A 20,329-nucleotide genomic window follows, 5' to 3' on the forward strand; every position below is an offset into this window, starting at 1 on the left:
AGGCCCTGCGCCCAGGTCCGGTACGACACCCCGGCGGGCGGGGTGAACCCCAGCAGGCGCTGGTGCGCGACCGTCTGCGGCTCGGTGTACTTGAGGATGCCGTCCGCCCCGTGTCGGCGGCCCAGCCCCGAGTCGCCCATGCCGCCCATCGGCGCGTCGATGCTGCCCCAGGCGGCGGCGAAGGCCTCGTTGACGTTGACCGTCCCGGCGTGCAGCCGGGCGGCCACCGCCCGGCCCCGGGCGCCGCTGCGGCTCCACACGCTGGCGTTGAGCCCGTACGCGGTGGCGTTGGCCCGGGCGACCGCCTCGTCCACGTCGCGGTACCGGTAGACCGACACGACCGGCCCGAAGGTCTCGTGGTCGTACAGCGTCATGTCCGGGGTGACGTCGGTGAGGATGGTCGGCTCGTGGAACAGCGGCCCCAGGTCCGGCCGGGCTTGGCCGCCCGCCAGGACGGTCGCGCCCTTGGCGACGGCGTCCGCCACGTGCGCGGTGACCGTCTCCAGCTGGGACGGGTTGGTCAGGCTGCCCACGTCGTAGCCGTAGTCGTACCCGGCGCCGATCCGCAGCTCCCCGGTCCGGGCGGCGAACGCGGCGACGAACTCGTCGTAGACCGCGTCGGCCACGTACATGCGCTCGATGGACACGCACAGCTGCCCCGCCGACGGGAACGCCGCGGCGATCGCGCCCTCCACCGCGCGCTCGACGTCGGCGTCGTCCAGCACGACCATGGCGTTCTTGCCGCCCAGCTCCAGGGAGGCGCCGATCAGGCGCTCACCGGCTGCGGCGGCGATCCGGCGCCCGCTCGCGGTGGACCCGGTGAACATCACGTAGTCGGCGTTGTCCATGAGCGCCCCGCCGATGGAGCTCCCGCGGCCGACCACCATCTGCCACACGCCGGCCGGCAGCCCCGCCTCGCGCATCAGGTCCAGGGCCCACAGCGCGGTGACCGCGGTCTGGGTGTCGGGCTTCTGGACGACGGCGTTGCCCGCCATCAGTGCCGGGATGGCGTCCCCCGCGGCCATGCTCAGCGGGTAGTTCCACGGCGAGATGACGGCGACGACCCCCTTGGGGTGGCGCAGCTCCGTGGTGCGGGTGAGCAGCGGGATCGCACCGCGGCGGCGCTTGGGCGAGAGCAGCCCGGCGGCGCTGCGCGCGTAGTACCGGGCGGTCAGCGCGATGTCGGTGACCTCCAGGAACGCGTCGCGGCGGGTCTTGCCGTTCTCGGCCTGCATCAGGTCCATCGCCTCGTCCCGGCGTTCGATGACCAGGTCGTGGTAGCGCAGTATGATCCGCCTGCGCTCGCGCGGCGGGGTGGCGGCCCAGGCCTCCTGGGCGGTCCGCGCCCGCGCGAGCGCCGCCTCGACGTCCGCGGGAGTGGAGACCGGCAGGTCGGCCAGCGGGCCCCCGGTGTAGGGGGCGGTGGTGGTGACCCGGGCGGCGTCCGGGGCGGCCGCGACGTGCGCGGTCAGCCGCCGGAGCAGGGCCGGGGTCAGCGTGGGCGGCAGGCCCGGGCCGCCGGCGATCGGGCCGTCGGCCGCCGGAGCGGCCGGGATCGCCGGGACGGCCGGGGCGGCGGGTGCCGCGGGTGCGGCAGGGGTGGTCGGTGCGGTGGTTTCGGTGGTCATCGTCCGCTCCTCGTGCGGCTCGGAATGGAGACCGGGACGGGCATGTGCAGGGCCATCTGCGCCTCGGTGGTGACGTCGAGCCGGACGGTCCGGATCGGGTCCAGCGAGCGCAGGTCGTCGGTCATGCGGCCGCCCCCGGTCTTGAGGGAGAGGCCCCGCGGGGAGCCGGTGCTCCCGGTCGCGAGCACGTTGGTCTGGTTCATGGTCGAGTGCCAGTCGCCGTCGATGGCCGTGTACGAGGTGAGCGTCGAGACGTTCTCCCCGGACCGGTACAGGGACTGGGCGGGTGTGGGCGCCGACAGCGTCAGGTCCTCGCCCCCGGAGTCGTTGGCCACGCGCGCGGTGGTCCGCCGGGTGTCGATGTCGACGTCGAGGCCGGTGACCCACTTGGGGAACCCGTAGCCGTCGTGGCCGCGGACCTGGGCGATGTCGGTGTTGACCGGCAGGGACAGCACGTACGAGTGGAGGTGGTCGTTCTTCAGGGCGGAGACGAGGTCGACGAATCCGAGCCGTCCGTGCCGCGCGGGCCGGACCGCGATCCCGACGGCGGCCTCGGTGTAGAAGTCGATGTCGCACACGTCGTAGCGGAAGAACATGACCGAGACCAGCCCGAGACCGGGCGCGACCTCCAGCGGGTCCAGCTCTCGGGGCAGGCGGGAGCGGATCGCGCGGGTCTTGGCGAGCATGGTGCCCCGGGCGGTCGAGGCGCTGTAGTAGAAGTTCGGCGTCATGGTCGGGCCGATCCGGGACTCGACCCTGGTCTTGGGCAGCCGGCGGAAGAAGTCGACGCCGCTCACCCGGGGATCGCGGGCGACCTCGTCGAGATCGGTGTCCATGCGGTAGCGGTCGTACAGGCCGCCCTCGGGAACGGCGATCTTGCGGCCGCCGAGGTCGACTTCGACCGTGTCCTGCTGGGTCGGTGGCATCGGGGTATCTCCCTCGTCTAATGTGTGCGGTGCTCACATGAGAGTACGCGGGCCATGTATGCAGTGTCAACAATGAGCGTGGTCACACACGACGAGGCCCCCGTCCCGGAATCGGGACGGGGGCCTCGCGGCAGGTGGAGAAGGGGGCGTCAGCCTGTGCCGACCGGCACCGGCGAACGCGGCGTCATGCGCGGCCGCGTCACGCGGACCGCCGCTGCGCCTTCCACGCCCGGTGGAGTTCGCGCCGGCGGTCGTACTCCTTCTTCGCGCGGTGCCGCGGGTCGGCCTCGGGGGTCAGCGCCGCCGGGCCCATGACGTGCAGGAGCGCGTAGTTGACGCGGAATCCTGTCCGGTACAGCAAGGAGAACGAGTCTTTCCCACTCGGCTTTTCCATGGCGCTCCGCCTCACTGGTCGTCGGGATCACGGACGCACTCCGCAAGAGTGCGGTCGAGGAGAATCTATCCCCCGCGAATCCGCGGCCCCCACCGCCTCCGGGATCCGCGGGAAAGCCCCGCCGGCGGTGCCCCGCACGCGCACCGCGGTCACCGGTCCGTGCGGAAGCGGGCGACGTACTCGCTCGGCGTCATCCCGAAGTGCCCCTTGAACACACGCCGGAAGGCGCTCGTGTTGGTGTAGCCCACCCGGCGCGCCACCGCGTCGAGCGTCGTGCGCGAACGCAGCAGGATCCCCGCCGCCTCCATACGGTTCCGAATCCGCCACCGGCGCAGGGTCATCCCCGTCTCGGCGAGGAACGCCCGCTCGATCGTGCGCGCGGAGGCGTGCGCGGACTCGGCGAGCTCGTCCACGCCGCGGTCGTCGCCCGGGTTGAACCGCAGGGACTCGGCGACGATCAGGGCCGACTCGGTGGTCGGCAGGGGCAGGGCCGCGACCACCACCGGCAGCTCCTCGATCAGTGCGAGGATCTGCCGTGCTATGTTCACGTTCGGCTGGATGCGGCTGTAGCTCGCCTGGATGAACCCGAGGAAGAGCGTGCGCAGGTCGCGGTCGACCGTGATGACGGTGGGTTCCTGCAGCGTGGTGGCCGTCACCGCGACATCGAAGAACATCGGCAGCAGCACCGAGTTCACGTGCACGGTGAAGGAGTGCGGCGTGCCCGCCGGGATCCAGAGCGCGTGCCCGACCCCCAGGGAGCGGGGCTCGCCGTCGACCGTGAAGTCGGAGTCGCCGCGCGCCTGCCAGAGCAGGACATGGCTGTCGTCCTCCAGGAGCCCGTCCAGCGAGACTGGGGGCAGGTGGACGCGCCAGAGCGAGCCCGCTTCCGGATCGGGCTCCGGTACCCGTGGTTTCGGCATGGCTCCCACCCTGGCCGGTGGACGGCTCTCGCGCGAACGTTCTGCCGCAAACTGCATCCACCTTGTCGGAAACTGCACCCTGGAGAAGGGTAGGTTTACCTAACATCTGTGGCAGGGGAAACCGCTCGGCCGCGCCCGCACTCGGGCGCGGCCTTCGCGCGTCCCCCACCCCACCCCAGGAGAGGACATCCATGAGCACCACCCTGCCCGGCCACCGCAGGCCGCGGGCCCTGCCCGCCATCGCCCTGGCGGCCCTGGTCGCGATCACCGGCTGCGGATCGGAGGACGGCCCGGAGACCGGATCGGAGGCCGCCGCGGCCGCCGGCGACCTGCTCCCGCCCGCCGAGGGCACGACGGAGTACCCGCTGACGCTGACGACGTGGGCCGGGGAGACCGTCCTGGAGGAGCGACCGGAGCGGATCGCGGTCATCGGCTTCTCGCCCAACGCGGATGCGCTGGAGGCGATCGGCGTCACCCCCGTCTACACCCTGAGCGACGAGGCGTGGGAGTGGCGGGACCCGGAGTGGGTGTCCGCGATCGAGCACGTCGACACCGCCACGCGCCGCGACCCGATCAACTTCGAGGGCATCGCCGCCGGCGACCCCGACCTGATCATCGCGACCAACTTCATCTTCGAAGAGGGCGACTTCGAGCGCCTGAGCGACATCGCCCCCGTCCTGGAGAACGAGGAGCAGGTCGCGGGCGACCAGATCGACTGGCGCGACACCCAGCGGCGCATCGGCGAGGTGCTCGACCTGGGCGCCGCGGCCGACGCCGCGATCGTCGAGGCAGAGGAGGCCATCGCGGCCACGGCCGCGGAGCACCCGCGATTCGAGGGCCGGACCGTCACCATCGCCTACGACTACACCACGACCGGCATGGACTACTACACCGTGACCGGCGGCACCGCCGAGCAGGTCGTCGGGCGGCTGGGGTTCGAGCCGAACCCCCTCGCGGAGAACTTCGTCGACGAGCCCGGCGTCTCCGACGAGCGGCTGGCCCTGCTCGACGCCGACGTGCTCATCGTGTTCTACGACGACGAGGCCGGCCGCGCCGCGCACGAGGAGATGGCCCTCTTCCAGACCCTGGAGCCCGTCGCCGAGGGCCGGTACGTCCCGGTCGTCGCCGCCGAGGGGGAGTCCGGCGCCAACGCCACCTGGGTGCTGCGCCGCGGCGCCAGCGCGCTCAGCCTGCCCTGGGCGGTCGACGTGATCGCCGGGTGGGCGGCCGGGGCCGACCTCTCCTGACCCGCGGCCCGACGGGCGAGAAGAAGTGACGAGCAAGAAGAAGTAAGGACCGACCCCGTGCCACGACCCCCGGCGATGACGGGCGCCGCCGACCGGCGCCCGGGGTACGAGGACCCCGCCGACCGGCCCCCGCCGCCCCACCGCCGCCGCGCCCTGGGCCTGCTGCTGCTCCTGGCCGCGCTGGCGCTGGCCGGGCTGGGCAGCCTGGCGTTCGGGGCCAACCCGCTGACGTTCGACCAGGTGTGGCGGGGGCTGTGGCGGCCCGACACCTCCCAGGAGTCGATCATCGTGTGGACGCTGCGCGTCCCGCGCACCCTCGTGGGGATGGTGGTCGGCGCGGCGTTCGGTGTGGCCGGCGCGCTGATCCAGGCGCTCACCCGCAACCCGCTGGCCGACCCGGGCATCCTCGGCGTCAACGCGGGGGCGGGGTTCGCGGTCACCCTCGGGGCCGGGTTCTTCGGCCTGTCGGGGATCACCGGCCACATCTGGTTCGCGTTCCTGGGCGCGGCCGCCGCCACCGTGCTGGTGTACCTGATCGGCTCGGCCGGCCGCGGCGGGGCCGCACCGGTGACCCTGGTGCTCGCAGGGGTCGCCCTGGGCGCGGTGCTCACGGGGTTCGCCACCTTCCTCACCCTGATCGACGAGAACACCTTCCGCTCGGTGCGCACCTGGGGACTGGGGTCGATCGCGCGCACCGGCCTGGACGACACCCTCGCCGTCCTGCCGTTCCTGCTCATCGGCATGGTCATCGCCGTCTCGCTCTCGGGGGCGCTCAACTCGATCGCCCTGGGCGACGACCTGGCCGCCTCGCTGGGCGTGAACGCGGCACGGGCCCGCGTGCTCGGGATCGTCGCGGTGACCCTGCTGGCGGGCGGGGCGACCGCGCTGACCGGCGGGATCGCCTTCGCCGGGCTCATGGTGCCGCACGTCGTGCGGTGGTTCACCGGGCCGGACCAGCGGTGGATCATCGCCGGGTCGGCCCCGGCCGCGGCGGTCCTGGTTTTGGCGGCCGACGTGCTGGGCCGGGTGGTCGCCCGCCCGGGCGAGGTCGAGGTCGGCATCGTCACCGCCGTGATCGGGGCCCCGGTGCTGATCGCGCTGGTGCGGCGCAGGAAGGCGAGCGGACTGTGATCGGCACGACGGGGACGGGGGCGGGCACGAGAACGCCGGGGGCGCCGCGGGTGGACTTCGGCTACGCCACCCGCACGCTGCGCGTCCGGGGGTTCTCGGTCCGGGTGGCCCTCAAGCCGGTGGCCGTCGCGGCGGCTCTGCTGGCCGTGGCGGTCGCCATCGCGGTGGCGGCGATCGGGATCGGCGACCACCCCCTGGGGGTGTGGGAGGTCGCCGCCGCCCTCACCGGCGGCGGGGAGCCCTTCCACCGCGTCATCGTGGTCGAGTGGCGGCTGCCGGTGGCCGTCGCGGTCGTCGTGTTCGGTGCGCTGCTGGGGCTGGGCGGGGCGATCTTCCAGTCCCTGACCCGCAACCCGCTCGGATCCCCGGACGTGATCGGGTTCGACGCCGGCGCCTACACCGCCGTCGTCCTCACCATCCTGGTGGTCGGCTCCCGGGGTTACTGGTCGATCGCCACGGCGGCCGTCGCGGGCGGGCTGGCGGCGGCGTTCGCCGTCTACGTGCTCGCCTACCGGCGGGGCGTCCAGGGGTTCCGGCTGATCATCGTCGGCATCGCGGTCTCCGCGATGCTGGGATCGGTCAACGCCTACCTGATCACCCGCGCCGAGCTCGACGACGCGATGGCCGTGGGGTTCTGGGGCGCCGGCTCGGTCGCCCGGGTGACCTGGGAGGGCCTGCTGCCCTCCCTGGCCATCGCGGCGGTGCTGCTGGCCCCCGCGCTGCGGCGCCTGGAACTGGGCGACGACACGGCCGTGGCGCAGGGGACCCGGCCCGGCCCGGTGCGCCTGGGGCTGGTGGTGACGGGTGTGGCCACCAGCGCCCTGGTGACCGCCGCGGCCGGCCCCATCGGGTTCGTCGCCCTGGTCGCGCCTCAGCTGGCCCGCCGACTGACCCGCACCCCCGGCACGGGCCTGCTCCCGGCAGCGGCGATGGGGGCGGTGCTGCTGGCCGCCGCCCACCTGCTCTCGCTGGTGATCGCCCAGGTCCACCGGCCGGTCCCGGTCGGGCTGATCACCGTGTGCCTGGGCGGGCTGTACCTGATCCGGCTGCTGGTCGGGGAGACCCGGAGACGGTACCCGGGCCCCCGGTGAGCCGTCGGCGCCCGCGCTCGTAGAAGGCGGCGGCCTCCCCGGGCCGCAGTCCGCGGCGCTCGCGGTCGTAAAGGGCGGCGGCCTCTCCGGGCCACTGCCCGGCACCTGGCGTCGGCGTGGCCAGGTGCCGGGGCCTTCTCAGCCCGCGGGGTCCCGTGGCGGGACGCGCCACACGGAGACGCCGCGCGGCGCGAGGACCCGTGCGTCCTCTCCTTCCTCGGTGGTTCCGGACAGCGGGGTGCCCGGCAGGTGGTGGAGCTTGACGGGTTCGCCGGTGCGGTTGGCCAGGAAGTGGTACTCGGCGCCCGCGCGCACGGCCAGCTCGACCCGGCCGCGCAGGTCCTCGGGCAGCTCGGAGCCGATCCCGGCCCCGGCCAGCAGCCGCCCCAGCAGGGCGGTGCGGTGCTCACCGTCCAGGCGCGTGGAGACGTAGGCGGCGCTGCCGCCGCCCGGCAGGGGACGGTGGGTCAGCGCCGCGCCCCCGGCCAGGGGGCCGTCGGCGTAGCGGGCCCACACCTCGGTCTCCGGCGCGGTGACGGTGATCCGGTCCGACCACAGGGTCCCGCTGGAACCGTCGTCCAGGGCCACCCGCTCGCCCTCGCGCAGCGGCGCGAACTCCTCGATCCGCAGGCCCAGCAGGTCGCGCAGCGGCCCCGGGTACCCGCCCAGGTGGACGTGGTCGTTCTCGTCGACGATCCCGGAGAAGTAGGTGGCGACCAGGTGCCCGCCGCCCTCGGCGTACCCGGTCAGGCGGCGCGCGGTCGCCCCGGGCAGCACGTGCAGCAGCGGCGCGACGACCAGCCCGTACCCCTCCCGATCGGCGTCGGTGGGCAGCACGTCCACGCGCACGCCCGCTTCCAAAAAGGCCCTGTACCAGCCCAGGGCCTCGTCGTGCACGTCCAGCAGCGAACTGGGCAGGGAGTCGCGCAGTACCGCCCAGCGCGAGTCCCAGTCCACGAGCAGGGCGGCGCGGGCGGGCAGCCGGCCGGTCCCGGCGACCTCGGCGAGGTCCTCCCGCAGGACCCGGCCGAGTTCGACCACGTCCCGGAACACCCGGCTGTCGGCCCCGGCCGCAGGGGGTGTCGGTAGAGCGGGACTCGGCCCGGTGTGCTGGGGGTGAGACAGCAAGAGCAGGTTTCCAAGTGGCCCGCCATGTGCGGAGGGCGGTGTAGGGGGCCGTTCTCGGTCGTGTTGGTCTCCACGGGTCACCGTTTGGGAACGTACAGACCCGGGCTGGGCGCGGAGCCGTCCCCACGGTACGAGGCCCGGCAGACCGGCGGGTGTACGCGTTGAATGGGCGTCCCGGGTGGTGGGGGTTGGTTCCAGGGGACGGGTCGGGGGCCGGCGGCACGCTCAGCCACACAGGTCCAGGGAAAGAACGCTCCGACTGTGAACCCGCGGTTGCACAGACCTCGCTTGAAAGCCCAAGCCATCTGGCGTAGTAACCTCCGCTTCCCTTTCCTTCCCCGGCCCGAGGGGGTGTCGGGAGGAAGAACCACAACCCCCGCCACAGAGGGTGACGGGCGCGGTTGTCCGCGGCCCTGGCCACAACCCGGAGGAAGGGCCGCGGCCTCGCCGCAGGGGGTGGCGGCCGCGGATACCCGCAGCCCCGGCCCCCGAGCGGAAGGGAACCGCGACCTGTGCCGCCGGCAGCGTGGGCGGGGGTTCGCCCCAGGCACTGGCGGGAGGGCGGTGCCGGCCGGGGTTTCACTCCCTGTGTCCGGGCGCCGCAGGCAACCGCGGCCGTCACCCCCTGTGGTCGGGGAGGGAGATCGGGGCCGGGGCTACTACACCAGATGGTTGGGCTTTCAAGCGAGGTTCACAGCACTGCGGGTTTCCAGACAGATCCGTTCTATCCGTGGACCTGTGTGGTTGAGGGGGTCGCTGTGCCCCGACCCGTCCCCTAGAGCACCCCCACCGCCCGGGACGTGCGGGAAACGCGTACGCCTTTGTGGTCTGCCGGGCGTCGTACCGTGGGGACGGCTCCGCGCCCAGCCCGGGTCTGTACGTTCCCAAGGGGTGACCCGTGGAGACCAACGCGACCGAGAGCGGTCTCCGCACACCGCCCTCCGCAGATGGCTGGCCACCTGGAAACCTGCTCTTGCTGTTTCACCCCCTGCGGCGGAGGTTCCGGTTCCTCCTCCCCAAACCCTCTGGGGTCGGGGTCGCGTCCCGCTCTACCGAAACCCCCTGGGGTGGGGGCGGGAGGCCTCGTGCGGCCGTCACCCCCTGGGGCGGGGGTGGCCAGGGATGTGGCCGGGCTGGGGCTGAGGGCCCCGGGCGGGGGCAACCCCTGTGGCCAGGGGTCGCGGTTCCTCCTCCCGAAACCCCCAGGGGTCGGGGCCGGAGGTCTCCTACGACGTCACCCCTACGGACCGGCGACCCGCAGGCGTGGGAGGTGCTGACCGGCCTGCTGGACCTGGAGGTCACCGGGTTCGCCATGCACATGAGGTGAGCGGCCCACCCGGCCGCGAATGCCGGAGCCCCGCGGCGATCGCCGCGGGGCTTCTGCCGTTGGGAGGGCCGGTCAGTCGGTCACACCGGCCACGAACGCCGCCCACTCGTCGCGGGTGAAGGTGAGGTGTCCGTGGGCGGGGTGTTTGGAGTCGCGTACGGCGTAGGCGTCGGTGCCGTCGGTGAACGCCCCGGCCTCGACGCACTGACCACTCGTCTCGGCGCTGTAGCTGCTGATGTGCCAGGCGACCTTGAGAGCGGCGGTCACCTTGTTCTCGTTCATCGAAGTTCCTTCTCCAGGGCGACGAGGAAGGCGATCGTGTCCTCGCCGCTGAGGCTGTGATCGTGCAGCCAATCGTAGGTGTCGATCAGTTGGTCGACGGACTCGGATTCCAGGTAGATGGACCCGGCGGGACTCTCGACATGTGCGACTGTAGGGAAGGGGTCGGACATCTTGAGCAGCGTGAAAGGGCCGCCAGGACTCGTGTGGGCTCCTAGAGCGAACGGCAGGACTCGGATGTCGAAGTTGTCCTGCGAGGCGCACCGCAACAGGTGGCCTACCTGATCGAGCATCACCTGCTGTCCGCCGATCAACCGCCGCAAGGCCGCTTCGTCGATGACGGCAGACATGTGCATGGGCTCAGACCGCTCGAAAACCCGCTGGCGCTCCATCCGCAGGGCCACCCACCGCTCGATTTCACGCTTGGTGCGGTTACGGTCCGCGACGAGCATCAACGACCGGGCGTATTCCTCGGTCTGCAGCAGGCCGGGGACGGTGATCGTCGCGAAGGCGCGCATCGAGTCGGAACGGTTCTCCAACCAGGCCCGATCAATCGTGGAACTCCAGACCTCATCCCGTGAGTACTGGTCCCACCAGCCGGTCTTCCAGACCTCCCCGGCGAGCTCCAGGATGGCTTCGCGCTGCTTCTTGTCGTTGATCCCGTAGAGGTCCATCATCGCGGCTGCGTCCACACGGCGAATCGGGTAGATGCCCTGTTCGCAGCGGCCGATGGTGGCCAGGTTGCGCTGGAGGTACTCGGCCACCTCTCGGAGAGTGAGCCCTTTGCGTTCGCGCATCTCTCGCAGAATCTGGCCAAGCCACTGTGCTCGGAGGGTGACGCTCCGATCTGTCGGCATGTCCGCTCCTAACTTCCCTGCTAGAGAACTTTTTTCGCGAATTCGCGTTCGTGCTTGTCCGCGTGCTCGTTGTATGTCACCCTAACAGAAGGTGAGCTAGACCTCACTGGGAACCGGGAAACCGTGGTGTGATCGCCGCTGCGGCCGGACGACAAGACCACCGCCTGGGACGCTCACTACGAGTTGGCCCTCTGTAGCGCCCCAGGCGGTGCCTTACAGGAGAGGGGAACCCCGATGACCGAAGTCCACGCACTCCCTGCCCCGATTGTTCCGCACGGTTGGGACAACGTCGACACCTCTGTGGACAACGAGGTCCCCGAGCTGCTCAGCGACGACCAGCTCGACCGCTACGTCACCACCGTCGCCGAACTCCTCCGGGCCTGCGGGCTCACCGTGGACCTCGACCCCTCCGACCCCTGCCACCTGGAGGCGTACGGAACCGACCGCAACATGACTCTGGAGGTCGACATCCGCGAGGACCGCAGCGCCGAGTGGAGTATCAGCGGCGGCGACGAACTCGACCCCGGGACCAAGGCCCTCACGATGGCCGCCGTGCTCGCGCGGCTTCTCGCCTCCAACGGCACCGACGACTGACGCCGTCCACCTGAGGAGAATCTTTTGCCCGGCCCCCAACGGCAAGGGCCCCGCGGCGACCGCCGCGGGGCTCCGGCGTTCACGGCGCCTCCGGGTCCTCGGACCGGGGCGGGCGCAGGCCGAGGGCGCGCACGCCCGAGCGCACCGACCAGAACAGGCGCTCCTCACCGATGTCCCCGGCCAGCCCGGTGCGCCGCAGCGTCTCCCGCACGGGCGCCTTGGCCCGGGCCAGGCTCAGCTCGACCCCCTCCTCCGCCAGTTCGGCGCGCAGGTCGCGGAGCGTGTCCACCGCGGTCGAGTCCAGGTGGGTGACGGCCTCCATGTTCACCATGAACCACCTGACCTCCTCGCCCCGGGCGCGCGCCTGCTCCACCAGGCCGTGGACGCGCGCGGCGAAGTAGGGCGCGTTGGGGAAGAACAGCGGCGCGTCGAACCGGTAGACGATGAGCCCCTCGTGCGTGTCCCGCTCGCCGGTGGTGATGTCCCGGTAGCCGTCGATGTCCTCGGAGGTGCCCAGGACGGCGTCGTGCGGTCGCACCGCCCGGTACACGAACACCCCGATCGACAGCAGCACCGCCACCCCCACCCCGTTCAGCACCCCCAGCAGCAGCACCGCGAACAGCGAAACCATGGCCAGCGCCGTCTCCACCGGGGAGACCCGGGCCAGCTCCCCGAAACCGCGCACGTCGACCAGGCTCAGGCAGGCCAGCAGGATGACCACGGCGAGCGCGGCCTTGGGCAGGGGCGCCACCAGCGGCATGGCGACGGCGGCGACCAGCCCCACCACGACGGCCGCGACCACGCCCACCAGCCGGGTGGCGCCGCCCAGGGACGCGTTCAGCGCGGTGCGCGATCCGCTGGAGCCGACGGGGAACGCCTGGGTGAACCCGGCGGCGAGGTTGGCGGCGCCCAGCCCCGCCAGCTCCCGGTCGGCGCCGACCGGGTAGCCGAAGGTGCGCGCGTAGCCGCGGGAGATCGCCGTGCCGTTGACGAACCCCAGCAGCACCGGCCGGGACAGGAAGTCCGCCATGAACCCCAGCCGGAGCAGGGACGCGAGCAGGTGGATCGACCCCACCATCAGGACCAGCGCGGCGGCCAGCGCCACGTAGCGGCCCGTGTCCCCGCCCGCCAGCGGGGCGACGATCCCCAGGGTCAGGGCCGCCAGGACCCCCTCGGGCCCCACGACCAGGTGCCGGGAGGAGCCGAACAGGGCGTAGGCGGCCAGGGGCAGCAGGGTGGCGTACACCCCGGCCACCGGGGGCAGCCCGGCGAGTTCGCCCATGGCCAGCCCGGCCGGGACGGCCACGCAGGCCACCGACACCCCGACGAACACGTCCTTGAGGATCCGGGACGGCGGCGCGCCGCGGAGCGGCCGCAGGCCGGGGGCGACCAGCCCCCGGGCGACGCGGTTCCAGCGGATCTTCGGGAGGTTCACGGGCGGGCGCCCCCGCCCGTGTTCTCGGGCCGCGGGCCCTCCCGCACCGCGGCCACCGCCTCCTCCACCGACGGGTGCAGGCGTCCGGGCAGGTGGACCAGGTCCCGTACCTGGCCCAGGTCGCGGGCCACGGCCAGGTCGGCGCCCCGCGCCGCCGCGTCGTCGGCCAGCCGCCCCAGCATGCGGGCCGCCGTGGCGTCCACGAACGGGACCGCCCGCAGGTCCAGCACCACCCCGCGCACCCCGTCGGCGCCGGCCGCGTCCACGACCCGGTCGTGCACGTACTCGGTGTTGGCGAAGTACAGCCCGCCCTCGACCCGCAGCACCCTCACCCCGGGTTCGGTGCGCGCCTCCGCCTCCCGCTCCCGGTCCACCCAGCGGGGGCGGTTCGCCGCGCCGCCCACCCGGCCCAGCTCGGCGACGTGCGGGCGCGAGGAGCGGCGCAGGAGCAGCAGCAACGACACCGCGATGCCCACGAGCAGGCCCTGGAGGGTGCCCAGCAGCAGGACGCCGAGCAGGGCGGCCAGGGCGCCCAGGAAGTCGGCGCGGGCCGCGGCGCCGTACACGCTCTTCAGGGCCGGGGTGGTGAGCCGGTACAGGTCCCGCAGGGCGGGGAGGTCGACCAGGTCGATGACGGCGGCGATGACCACGGCGGCCAGCACCGCCTCGGGCAGCTTCTCGAAGAGCCCGGTGAGGAACAGCAGGGTGAGGACGGTGAGCAGGGCGGCGGTCAGCCCGGACACCTGGGAGCGGGCCCCGGCCGCCCCGTTGACGGCGGTCTTGGACAGGCTGCCGTTGACCACCATGCCCGAGCACAGGCCCGAGGCCAGGTTGGCGCCGCCCAGGCCCAGGAGTTCGCGGTCGGTGTCGATCCGGTCCCCGGACTTGGCGGCGTAGGTGCGGGCCGCGCCCAGCCCCTCGGCGAAGCCGACCAGGGCGATGGCCGCACCGCCCGCGACCAGGGACGCGTACCCGGACGCGTCCAGGTCCGGCAGGCCCAGTGGCGGCAGCCCGCCGGGCAGCGCCCCGACGATGTCCAGGCCGTGCCGGTCCAGGCCGAACGCCCAGGTGGCGGCGATGGCCAGCACCACGACCACCAGGGAGGCGGGCAGCAGCGGCAGGAAGCGCTTGAACCCCAGCAGCAGGGCCAGCGCGGTCAGGCCCACAGCGAGGGTCAGCGCGTGGGTCTGCCCGAGCCCGGCGAGAAACCCCCACAGCTTGCCGAGGAACTCCCCGTCGCCGCCGGGGCTCCCGGTGAGCTTGGGCAGCTGCCCGACGATGATGGTCAGCGCCAGGCCCACCACGAACCCCTTGAGCACCGGCTCGGAGATGAACGAGGCCACGAACCCCAGCCGCAGCAGCCCGGCGACCAGCGCGACCGTCCCGGCCACCAGGGCCAGCCCGGCGGTGTAGGCGACCACCTCGTCGGCGCCCGAGGCCAGGGAGCCGACCACCGCCGCCGACAGCAGCGCGGTGGAGGACATCGGGCCCACCACCAGCTGGCGGGAGGAGCCGATGAGCGCGTACAGGATCAGGGCCGCGGGCGCGGCGTACAGGCCGACGATCGGCGTGACCCCGGCGATGGTGGCGTAGGCGATGGACTCCGGGACCAGCACCGCCCACACGGTCAGCCCGGCGATCACGTCGCCCCGGACCCACCGCCGCAGCGGCCCGCCCAGCCTCGGCGGGACCCACCACGGGTGCGCCTTCTCCGGATTCTCGGCCATGACCGCCCCCCGCCTTCGACCCGACCCCTCCCGCCCAGACCATCACCGCGCCCGCGCGCGCACCGCGCCGGGCGGGTCCGGTGTCGGCACGGGTGCGGCAAAGAAGGCAAAGAAACGGCGGTACCGCGGCGGGGGAGCGGCCGGTGGCGGCAAAGGGGACGTTGACCGCGTGTTGGTCCTAGTGCGGGTGTGCACCGGGTAGGTCCGGTCCGGAACCCCCAGGATCGTCCGGTGTTCGTCCGGATCGAACAAGCACACCCCGGGAGGGGAACATGGCGCACGGTACCGAGGCCGGGAGCAGGACCACGGGCGTTCCGCGGCAGACCAGGGCGGAGGGCGGCCGCGCGGACACGGCGGGGCCGTCGCTGGACGACACCACCGATTTCGAGAACGCCCGGCGGGGCCTCATCGCGCCCGCCCCGCAGCACGTCACCGACGCCGACGGCAAGACCGTCTGGGACCTGCGCGCCTTCTCCTTCCTCCTCGACGGCGCCGAGACCGCGCCGCCGACCGTCCACCCGCACCTGTGGCGGCAGGGCCGGTTGACCGCGATCAGCGGCCTGTTCGAGGTCGTCGAGGGCGTCTACCAGATCCGCGGCATGGACCTGTCCAACATGACCCTGATCGAGGGCGACACCGGGGTGGTCGTGGTCGACCCGCTGGTCACGGAGGAGGTCGCGGCCGCGGGCCTGGCCCTGTACCGCGAGCACCGCGGCGACCGGCCCGTCACCGCCGTCATCTACACCCACCCCCACATGGACCACTTCGGCGGCGTGTTCGGGGTCGTGGACGAGGCCGACGTGACCTCGGGCAAGGTGCCGATCGTGGCGCCGGAGCACTTCATGGAGCACGCGGTCTCGGAGAACGTCTACGCGGGCACCGCGATGATGCGGCGCGGCATGTTCTTCGCCGCCTTCGACCTCGATCCGGGCCCCGAGGGGCGGGTGGGGGTCGGCCTGGGCATCGCCACCTCCGAGGGCGGGTTGGGGCTGATCCCGCCGACCATGGAGATCACCCGCACCGGCCAGGAGGAGACCCTGGACGGGGTGCGGTTCGTCTTCCAGATGACCCCGGGCACCGAGGCCCCGGCGGAGATGAACTTCCACCTCCCCGAACGCCGCGCCCTGTGCACCGCCGAGAACGCCTGTCACACCCTGCACAACCTGCTCACCCTGCGCGGCGCCCAGGTCCGCGACGCCCGCATGTGGTCGCGCTACCTCAACGAGACCATCGAGCTGTTCTGCGACGACTCCGACGTGGTCTTCGCCTCCCACCACTGGCCGATCTGGGGCACCGAGGACATCCGCGGGTTCCTGGCCGAACAGCGCGACATCTACGCCTACCTGCACGACCAGACGCTGCGGATGATGAACAAGGGGTCGACGGGCATCGAGATCGCCGAGGAGCTGCCGGTCCCTCCCGGCCTGGAGCAGGCCTGGAGCACCCGCGGCTACTACGGGTCGATCTCGCACAACATCAAGGCGGTCTACCAGCGGTACATGGGCTGGTTCGACGGCAACCCCGCCCACCTGTGGCAGCACCCGCCCAAGGCCCAGGGCGAGCGGTACGCCAAGGCGATGGGCGGGGTCGACGCGCTGGTGGACCGGGCCCGCTCCTTCGCGGACGAGGGCGACCTGCGCTTCGCCGCCGAGCTCGCCTCGCACGCGGTCTTCGCCGACCCCGACCACGCCGACGCCAAGGAGCTGCTGGCGCAGGTGCTGACCCGGCTCGGGCACGGCGCCGAGTGCGCCACCTGGCGCAACTTCTTCCTGGTCGGCGCCAAGGAGCTGCGGGACGGGGTGCCGCCCACGGCCGTCGCCCTGGCCGAGAGCATGGCCTCGGCGCTCAGCGTCACCCAGATGCTCGACTCGGTGGCCATCCGCGTCGACGGTCCGCGCGCCTGGAAGGAGGCGCTGACCCTGGACCTGCACATGACCGACAGCGGCGAGCACCACCGGGCGCTGCTCTCCAACGGGGCGCTCATCCACTACTCCGACCCCAAGGGCGGCGGCGCCGACCTGACCCTGACCCTGTCCAAGAAGCAGCTGCTGGGGCTTTTGACCACGGGGGACCTGGACGGGGTGGAGCACGAGGGGGACACCGGGGTGATCCGGCGGCTGACGGCGGTCCTGGACGAGGCCGAGCCCGACTTCGCGATCGTCACGCCCTGACCCCACAGGACCGGGACGGCCGACGGCCGGGAACGCGCCGCGCTCCCGGCCGCCGCGTCGCGGGGGCTGCGGTCACCCGCCGACCGGACCGGCCTCGACGAGTTCGCCGCGCGTGGTCTCCACCACGATCACGAGCCGGTCGGGGACCCGGCCGCGCAGGTCGGCCAGGAGGTCGCCGACCGGCGGCACAGGCCCACCGCCCCGGCCGCGCCGGTCGCCAGGGCGGCGACCAGGTCCAGCAGGCCGGGGGAGGTCCGCCCGGCGACCTGGCCGTTGCGCATCAGGTCGTAGCCGCCGGGGACGACGGCGGAGAACACCACGCCGATGCCGATCACCAGCAGGCAGCCCAGGACGACGGTGCGGACCGAGCCGGTGCGGCGCTGGCGCACGATGCCCAGGGCGATCCCCATGATCGGGGTGGACAGCGGGGCGATGATCATCGCGCCGATCACCGTGGCCGTGGAGTCGGTCAGCACCCCGCCCGCGGCGATGAGCGCCGACAGGGTCAGCATCGTCCAGAACGCCGACCTCTTGGCGCGGCTGTCCCCCGTCGACAGGTCGAGGTCCTGCACCAGGTCGTCCGGGGACCGCAGCCGGGAGGCGGGCAGGACGCGTTCGAGGATTCCGCTGAGCATGGGTCGAGTATCGCGACGCGGTCACGGACCGTAGCGGAGGCGCGGCGCGGGCTGTGGCCGACGCTTTCTTGAACGAGCGATCCAGTTACGTTACGGTGAGGCCATGGCGAGGACCCGGGAGTTCGACACCGAGGCGGCGGTCGGCCGCGCGATGGACCTGTTCTGGGAGCGGGGCTACGAGGCGACCTCGGTGCGCGACCTGACCCGGCACCTGGGGATCGGGCAGGGGTCGCTGTACGCGGCGTTCGGCGACAAGGACGGCCTGTACCGGGCGGCGCTGGAGCACTACCGCACCACCCTGGCCGCGGGTGCCCTGCGCGACCTGGAGGAGGGGGCGGACGTCCGCTCGGCCGTTCGCGCGATGCTGACGGAGCGGATCCGCATCGCCGCCGAACGCGGCGGGCGGGGCTGCCTGATGGTCAACGCCGCCTGCGAGCGGCTGCCGCAGGACGCCGGGGTCCGGCGCATGGTGCGGGACGTGCAGGACGCCGGCCGGGAGGCGCTCGCCGAGGTGCTGCGGGCCGCCGCGGAGCGGGGCGAGATCGCGCCGCGGCACGACCCCGACACCCTCGCGGCCTACTTCAGCACCTTCCTCGGCGGGCTGCTGGTCTCCGCGAAGGTCACCCCGGACCCCCGTGCCCTCGAACCCCTCGTGGAGGTCGCCCTGGGCGCCCTCGACTGAGTTTTCCGTGCCCGAAAAATGTAACGTGCGATCCAGAAAAGGCGGAGAACCCATGCCCACCGCATCCACCCCGAGCCCGTCCGCCCTCGGCGGCGCCCGCTGGAACACCTTCCCCGAGACCGGCACCGCCCTGACGGCCCGCGAGTTCTTCACCGCCGCCGAACCGCTCCTCCAGGGCGTCATCGACGACAACGACATCACCGGCGCCGACCGCGAGGTGCTCCAGGCCCAGATCCGCGCGACCCTCGCCCTCGGCACCCGGGAGACCTCGCTGCCGCTGGCCGTGGGCCCCGACAGCGCCCCGGCCGCCCGCGAACTGGGGGAGCAGGCCGAGCGGATCGGCCGCGAGCTCGCCGCCTGGGCCGACGAGGCCCTGGACCGGCTGCTCGCCGACCGGATCCCGCTGCCCGCGGGGCCGCTGGTCGTCCGCAGCCACTGCTACGGCCACCTGCTCACCCACGAGGCGACCGACCTGCTCATGGGCCGCCGCGGCGGGCCCGTCACGATGCAGCTCTACAACGAGTGGCTGCACCAGATCGTGCTGCTGCGCGACGCCCTGCTGCCCTTCGCCGACTGGCGGGACGTCCCGCTCCCGGTCACCCCGACCGGGCTGCGGCACACCGAGCCGGCCCGCGACGCCTTCCTCACCGAGCTCATGGTCCGCCGGATGCGGCACGCGGGCATCACGGACTTCGCCCGCCGGGTGCTCACCGGCGACTCCGGACCCGAGGGCTACGGCTTCGAGGCGAACGGCGGCGCCGTCCTGCCCGCCGTCCTGGACCGGCCGCTCACCACCGCCCCCCGCTACCTGCTGACCTGGCGCCCCGCCCCGGAAGCGGGCCGGACCGTCACCTACGTCGTGCGGACACGGGACTACTACGCCGCGCCCCGCACCCTCGTCGAGGACCTGCCGCCCGCCGCCGCTCCGGGGCCGCTCACCGCCCGTGTCGTTCCCGGACCGGTCGCCGACGGGGTCCGTACGGCCGCGATCGAGGTCACCGCCGACGGCGCCACCGCGCGCGTCGACCTCGGCCAGGCCCTGCGCGGCCACCGCTTCGCCCACCGGCCGGACGGCACCGGTGCCGCGTCCTCCGGGGCGTCCCGCACCGCGGACGTCTGGGCGGCGCTGCGCGCGCCCGGCCTGGTGTGGACGCAGGCGGGCGACACCACCCTGGACGCCACCGGCCTGGAGGACCTCGCCGTCCTGGCCCTGCTCGGCCGCCTCTACCCGGAGAACGTCGCCCTGGCCCCCGCCGACCGCCCCGCCGCACCGGCGGGAACGGGCGGCAACGGCCGCCCGAGCAGCCTGGTGGTCCTGGTCGACCCGCCGCAGGGCGGTCACCCAGAGGGCCTGTCCGTGGGAAAGCCTTAGGTATACGCTCGTTAAGTTCATGGACCCGGTCGGAAGGGGCGGCGTGGCGGACCACGACGAGCGGGAGGCCCTGGAGAGGATCCGCGGCGGCCTGGTCTACTCCGAGTCCGAGGCCGCCTTCCTGGCACCCCGCCGGCGGACCGACCTCGTCTTCGAGTACAACCGGACGCCGCCCGGGGAGGACGCCCGGCGGCGGGCGCTGCTGCGCGGGATCTTCGGGTCGGTCGGCGAGCGCACCGTACTGAACCCGCCCTTCCACGCGGCGTTCGGGAGCAACGTCCACATCGGTGACGACTTCTTCGGCAACGCGAACATCTCGTTCGTCGACGACGTGGAGATCCGCATCGGCGACGGCGTCATGATCGCGCCGAACGTCACGCTCGCGACCACCGGCCACCCCGTGCACCCCGAGCGGCGGGTGGACTTCGCCCGCTTCTCGGAGCCGATCGTGATCGAGGACCGCGTCTGGATCGGCGCCAACGCCGTGGTCCTGCCCGGGGTCCGCATCGGTCACGGGTCGGTGATCGGCGCGGGCAGCGTGGTCAGCCGGGACGTCCCCGCCATGGTGGTCGCGGTGGGTGTTCCGTGCACGGTGGTCCGCCCCGTCACCGACGCCGACCTGAAGACCCGGACGGCGCACGCCTAGGTGTACTGACCACGGAGGTTGGTAACACCCACCCCGCCTGACACACACGAAGAGGGCCTCCGGTATCGGTGTGGATTGCGACATCTACCACCGGACCGGAAGGCCCTCGATGCCCCACACTACCCACGCCAACGCCACC

General features: G+C 73.0%; 18 protein-coding genes. 8 read left to right on the top strand and 10 right to left on the bottom strand.

Translation table 11 applies throughout. From position 1 onward, the window contains the following. The 4 genes from ACJOT3_RS22005 to ACJOT3_RS22020 all read right to left on the bottom strand — a co-directional run. Positions 1 to 1,628: succinic semialdehyde dehydrogenase (locus ACJOT3_RS22005; RefSeq protein ID WP_406974971.1), on the bottom strand; the 1,628-nt coding region annotated here is incomplete at its 3' end. Beyond that, positions 1,625 to 2,554: an acetoacetate decarboxylase family protein gene (locus ACJOT3_RS22010; protein WP_406974972.1), complete on the bottom strand. Its 930-nt coding sequence runs from the start codon at positions 2,552 to 2,554 to the stop codon at positions 1,625 to 1,627. The genes ACJOT3_RS22005 and ACJOT3_RS22010, both read right to left, overlap by 4 nt. A gap of 199 nt (positions 2,555 to 2,753) precedes the next feature. After that, positions 2,754 to 2,948, bottom strand: a complete 195-nt coding sequence (locus tag ACJOT3_RS22015; RefSeq protein ID WP_406974973.1) for a hypothetical protein — start codon at positions 2,946 to 2,948, stop codon at positions 2,754 to 2,756. A 149-nt stretch (positions 2,949 to 3,097) separates the two neighbouring features. After that, positions 3,098 to 3,868 (bottom strand): AraC family transcriptional regulator, encoded by a 771-nt coding sequence (locus ACJOT3_RS22020; RefSeq protein ID WP_406974974.1) that lies wholly within the window; start codon positions 3,866 to 3,868, stop codon positions 3,098 to 3,100. 191 nt (positions 3,869 to 4,059) lie between these two features. Here ACJOT3_RS22020 and ACJOT3_RS22025 point away from each other — a divergent pair, with 191 nt between their 5' ends. From ACJOT3_RS22025 to ACJOT3_RS22035, 3 genes are read left to right on the top strand one after another with little or no spacing between them, the layout of a single operon-like run. Then, a complete protein-coding gene (locus ACJOT3_RS22025; RefSeq protein WP_406974975.1) occupies positions 4,060 to 5,115 on the top strand; it encodes an ABC transporter substrate-binding protein in 1,056 nt (351 codons plus the stop codon). A 57-nt stretch (positions 5,116 to 5,172) separates the two neighbouring features. Beyond that, positions 5,173 to 6,246 carry a FecCD family ABC transporter permease gene (locus tag ACJOT3_RS22030; RefSeq protein ID WP_406974976.1) on the top strand — a complete coding sequence of 358 codons (1,074 nt, stop codon included), beginning with the start codon at positions 5,173 to 5,175 and terminating at the stop codon, positions 6,244 to 6,246. Then, positions 6,243 to 7,337, top strand: a complete 1,095-nt coding sequence (locus ACJOT3_RS22035; RefSeq protein WP_406974977.1) for a FecCD family ABC transporter permease — start codon at positions 6,243 to 6,245, stop codon at positions 7,335 to 7,337. Before ACJOT3_RS22030 ends, ACJOT3_RS22035 begins: the two co-directional genes overlap by 4 nt. Before the next feature lie 138 nt (positions 7,338 to 7,475). Here the strand turns inward: ACJOT3_RS22035 and ACJOT3_RS22040 are convergent, their stop codons facing one another. From ACJOT3_RS22040 to ACJOT3_RS22050, 3 genes are all read right to left on the bottom strand, one after another. Continuing rightward, entirely contained in the window at positions 7,476 to 8,465 is a 990-nt protein-coding gene (locus ACJOT3_RS22040; RefSeq protein ID WP_406974978.1) for a beta-galactosidase, read from the bottom strand. Between the two features lie 1,399 nt (positions 8,466 to 9,864). Further along, complete coding sequence (locus ACJOT3_RS22045) at positions 9,865 to 10,074, bottom strand: DUF397 domain-containing protein (RefSeq protein ID WP_406974979.1); 210 nt, start codon at positions 10,072 to 10,074, stop codon at positions 9,865 to 9,867. Next, positions 10,071 to 10,928, bottom strand: coding sequence for a helix-turn-helix domain-containing protein (locus tag ACJOT3_RS22050; protein WP_406974980.1), 858 nt, complete (start codon positions 10,926 to 10,928; stop codon positions 10,071 to 10,073). Before ACJOT3_RS22050 ends, ACJOT3_RS22045 begins: the two co-directional genes overlap by 4 nt. 234 nt (positions 10,929 to 11,162) lie before the next feature. On the opposite strand from ACJOT3_RS22050, the gene ACJOT3_RS22055 reads away from it, so the two are divergent. After that, positions 11,163 to 11,522 carry a hypothetical protein gene (locus tag ACJOT3_RS22055; RefSeq protein ID WP_406974981.1) on the top strand — a complete coding sequence of 120 codons (360 nt, stop codon included), beginning with the start codon at positions 11,163 to 11,165 and terminating at the stop codon, positions 11,520 to 11,522. A 79-nt stretch (positions 11,523 to 11,601) separates the two neighbouring features. On the opposite strand, the gene ACJOT3_RS22060 is transcribed toward ACJOT3_RS22055, so the two are convergent. Together ACJOT3_RS22060 and ACJOT3_RS22065 are read right to left on the bottom strand one after the other, a co-directional pair. Then, entirely contained in the window at positions 11,602 to 12,957 is a 1,356-nt protein-coding gene (locus ACJOT3_RS22060) for a SulP family inorganic anion transporter (protein ID WP_406974982.1), read from the bottom strand. After that, a complete protein-coding gene (locus ACJOT3_RS22065) occupies positions 12,954 to 14,684 on the bottom strand; it encodes a SulP family inorganic anion transporter (RefSeq protein ID WP_406974983.1) in 1,731 nt (576 codons plus the stop codon). Before ACJOT3_RS22065 ends, ACJOT3_RS22060 begins: the two co-directional genes overlap by 4 nt. Positions 14,685 to 14,956: 272 nt before the next feature. On the opposite strand from ACJOT3_RS22065, the gene ACJOT3_RS22070 reads away from it, so the two are divergent. Then, the gene (locus ACJOT3_RS22070; protein WP_406974984.1) at positions 14,957 to 16,855 is read left to right on the top strand and encodes an alkyl/aryl-sulfatase; all 1,899 of its coding nucleotides are present in this window, start codon (positions 14,957 to 14,959) and stop codon (positions 16,853 to 16,855) included. 128 nt (positions 16,856 to 16,983) lie between these two features. Here ACJOT3_RS22070 and ACJOT3_RS22075 read toward each other — a convergent pair whose 3' ends face one another. Continuing rightward, positions 16,984 to 17,490 carry a DUF389 domain-containing protein gene (locus ACJOT3_RS22075; RefSeq protein WP_406974985.1) on the bottom strand — a complete coding sequence of 169 codons (507 nt, stop codon included), beginning with the start codon at positions 17,488 to 17,490 and terminating at the stop codon, positions 16,984 to 16,986. A gap of 103 nt (positions 17,491 to 17,593) precedes the next feature. On the opposite strand from ACJOT3_RS22075, the gene ACJOT3_RS22080 reads away from it, so the two are divergent. The 3 genes from ACJOT3_RS22080 to ACJOT3_RS22090 are packed head-to-tail and all read left to right on the top strand — an operon-like array spanning position 17,594 to position 20,190. Next, on the top strand, positions 17,594 to 18,172 hold the full coding sequence (locus ACJOT3_RS22080; RefSeq protein WP_406974986.1) for a TetR/AcrR family transcriptional regulator: 579 nt from the start codon (positions 17,594 to 17,596) through the stop codon (positions 18,170 to 18,172). 52 nt (positions 18,173 to 18,224) lie between these two features. Continuing rightward, positions 18,225 to 19,544: a hypothetical protein gene (locus ACJOT3_RS22085; protein ID WP_406974987.1), complete on the top strand. Its 1,320-nt coding sequence runs from the start codon at positions 18,225 to 18,227 to the stop codon at positions 19,542 to 19,544. Positions 19,545 to 19,587: 43 nt separating this feature from the next. Then, positions 19,588 to 20,190 carry a sugar O-acetyltransferase gene (locus ACJOT3_RS22090; protein WP_406974988.1) on the top strand — a complete coding sequence of 201 codons (603 nt, stop codon included), beginning with the start codon at positions 19,588 to 19,590 and terminating at the stop codon, positions 20,188 to 20,190. Positions 20,191 to 20,329: the final 139 nt, after the last annotated feature.

The sequence above is a fragment of the Nocardiopsis protaetiae genome, assembly GCF_045446735.1.
Lineage (GTDB): Bacteria > Actinomycetota > Actinomycetes > Streptosporangiales > Streptosporangiaceae > Nocardiopsis > Nocardiopsis protaetiae.

Excerpts from the sequence above, each read along its gene's own strand:
- ACJOT3_RS22075 (WP_406974985.1), bottom strand. The coding sequence starts at position 17,490 with ATGCTCAGCGGAATCCTCGAACGCGTCCTGCCCGCCTCCCGGCTGCGG.
- ACJOT3_RS22015 (WP_406974973.1), bottom strand. The coding sequence starts at position 2,948 with ATGGAAAAGCCGAGTGGGAAAGACTCGTTCTCCTTGCTGTACCGGACA.
- ACJOT3_RS22010 (WP_406974972.1), bottom strand. The coding sequence starts at position 2,554 with ATGCCACCGACCCAGCAGGACACGGTCGAAGTCGACCTCGGCGGCCGC.
- ACJOT3_RS22070 (WP_406974984.1), top strand. The coding sequence starts at position 14,957 with ATGGCGCACGGTACCGAGGCCGGGAGCAGGACCACGGGCGTTCCGCGG.
- ACJOT3_RS22085 (WP_406974987.1), top strand. The coding sequence starts at position 18,225 with ATGCCCACCGCATCCACCCCGAGCCCGTCCGCCCTCGGCGGCGCCCGC.
- ACJOT3_RS22080 (WP_406974986.1), top strand. The coding sequence starts at position 17,594 with ATGGCGAGGACCCGGGAGTTCGACACCGAGGCGGCGGTCGGCCGCGCG.
- ACJOT3_RS22050 (WP_406974980.1), bottom strand. The coding sequence starts at position 10,928 with ATGCCGACAGATCGGAGCGTCACCCTCCGAGCACAGTGGCTTGGCCAG.
- ACJOT3_RS22025 (WP_406974975.1), top strand. The coding sequence starts at position 4,060 with ATGAGCACCACCCTGCCCGGCCACCGCAGGCCGCGGGCCCTGCCCGCC.
- ACJOT3_RS22045 (WP_406974979.1), bottom strand. The coding sequence starts at position 10,074 with ATGAACGAGAACAAGGTGACCGCCGCTCTCAAGGTCGCCTGGCACATC.
- ACJOT3_RS22020 (WP_406974974.1), bottom strand. The coding sequence starts at position 3,868 with ATGCCGAAACCACGGGTACCGGAGCCCGATCCGGAAGCGGGCTCGCTC.
- ACJOT3_RS22055 (WP_406974981.1), top strand. The coding sequence starts at position 11,163 with ATGACCGAAGTCCACGCACTCCCTGCCCCGATTGTTCCGCACGGTTGG.
- ACJOT3_RS22065 (WP_406974983.1), bottom strand. The coding sequence starts at position 14,684 with ATGGCCGAGAATCCGGAGAAGGCGCACCCGTGGTGGGTCCCGCCGAGG.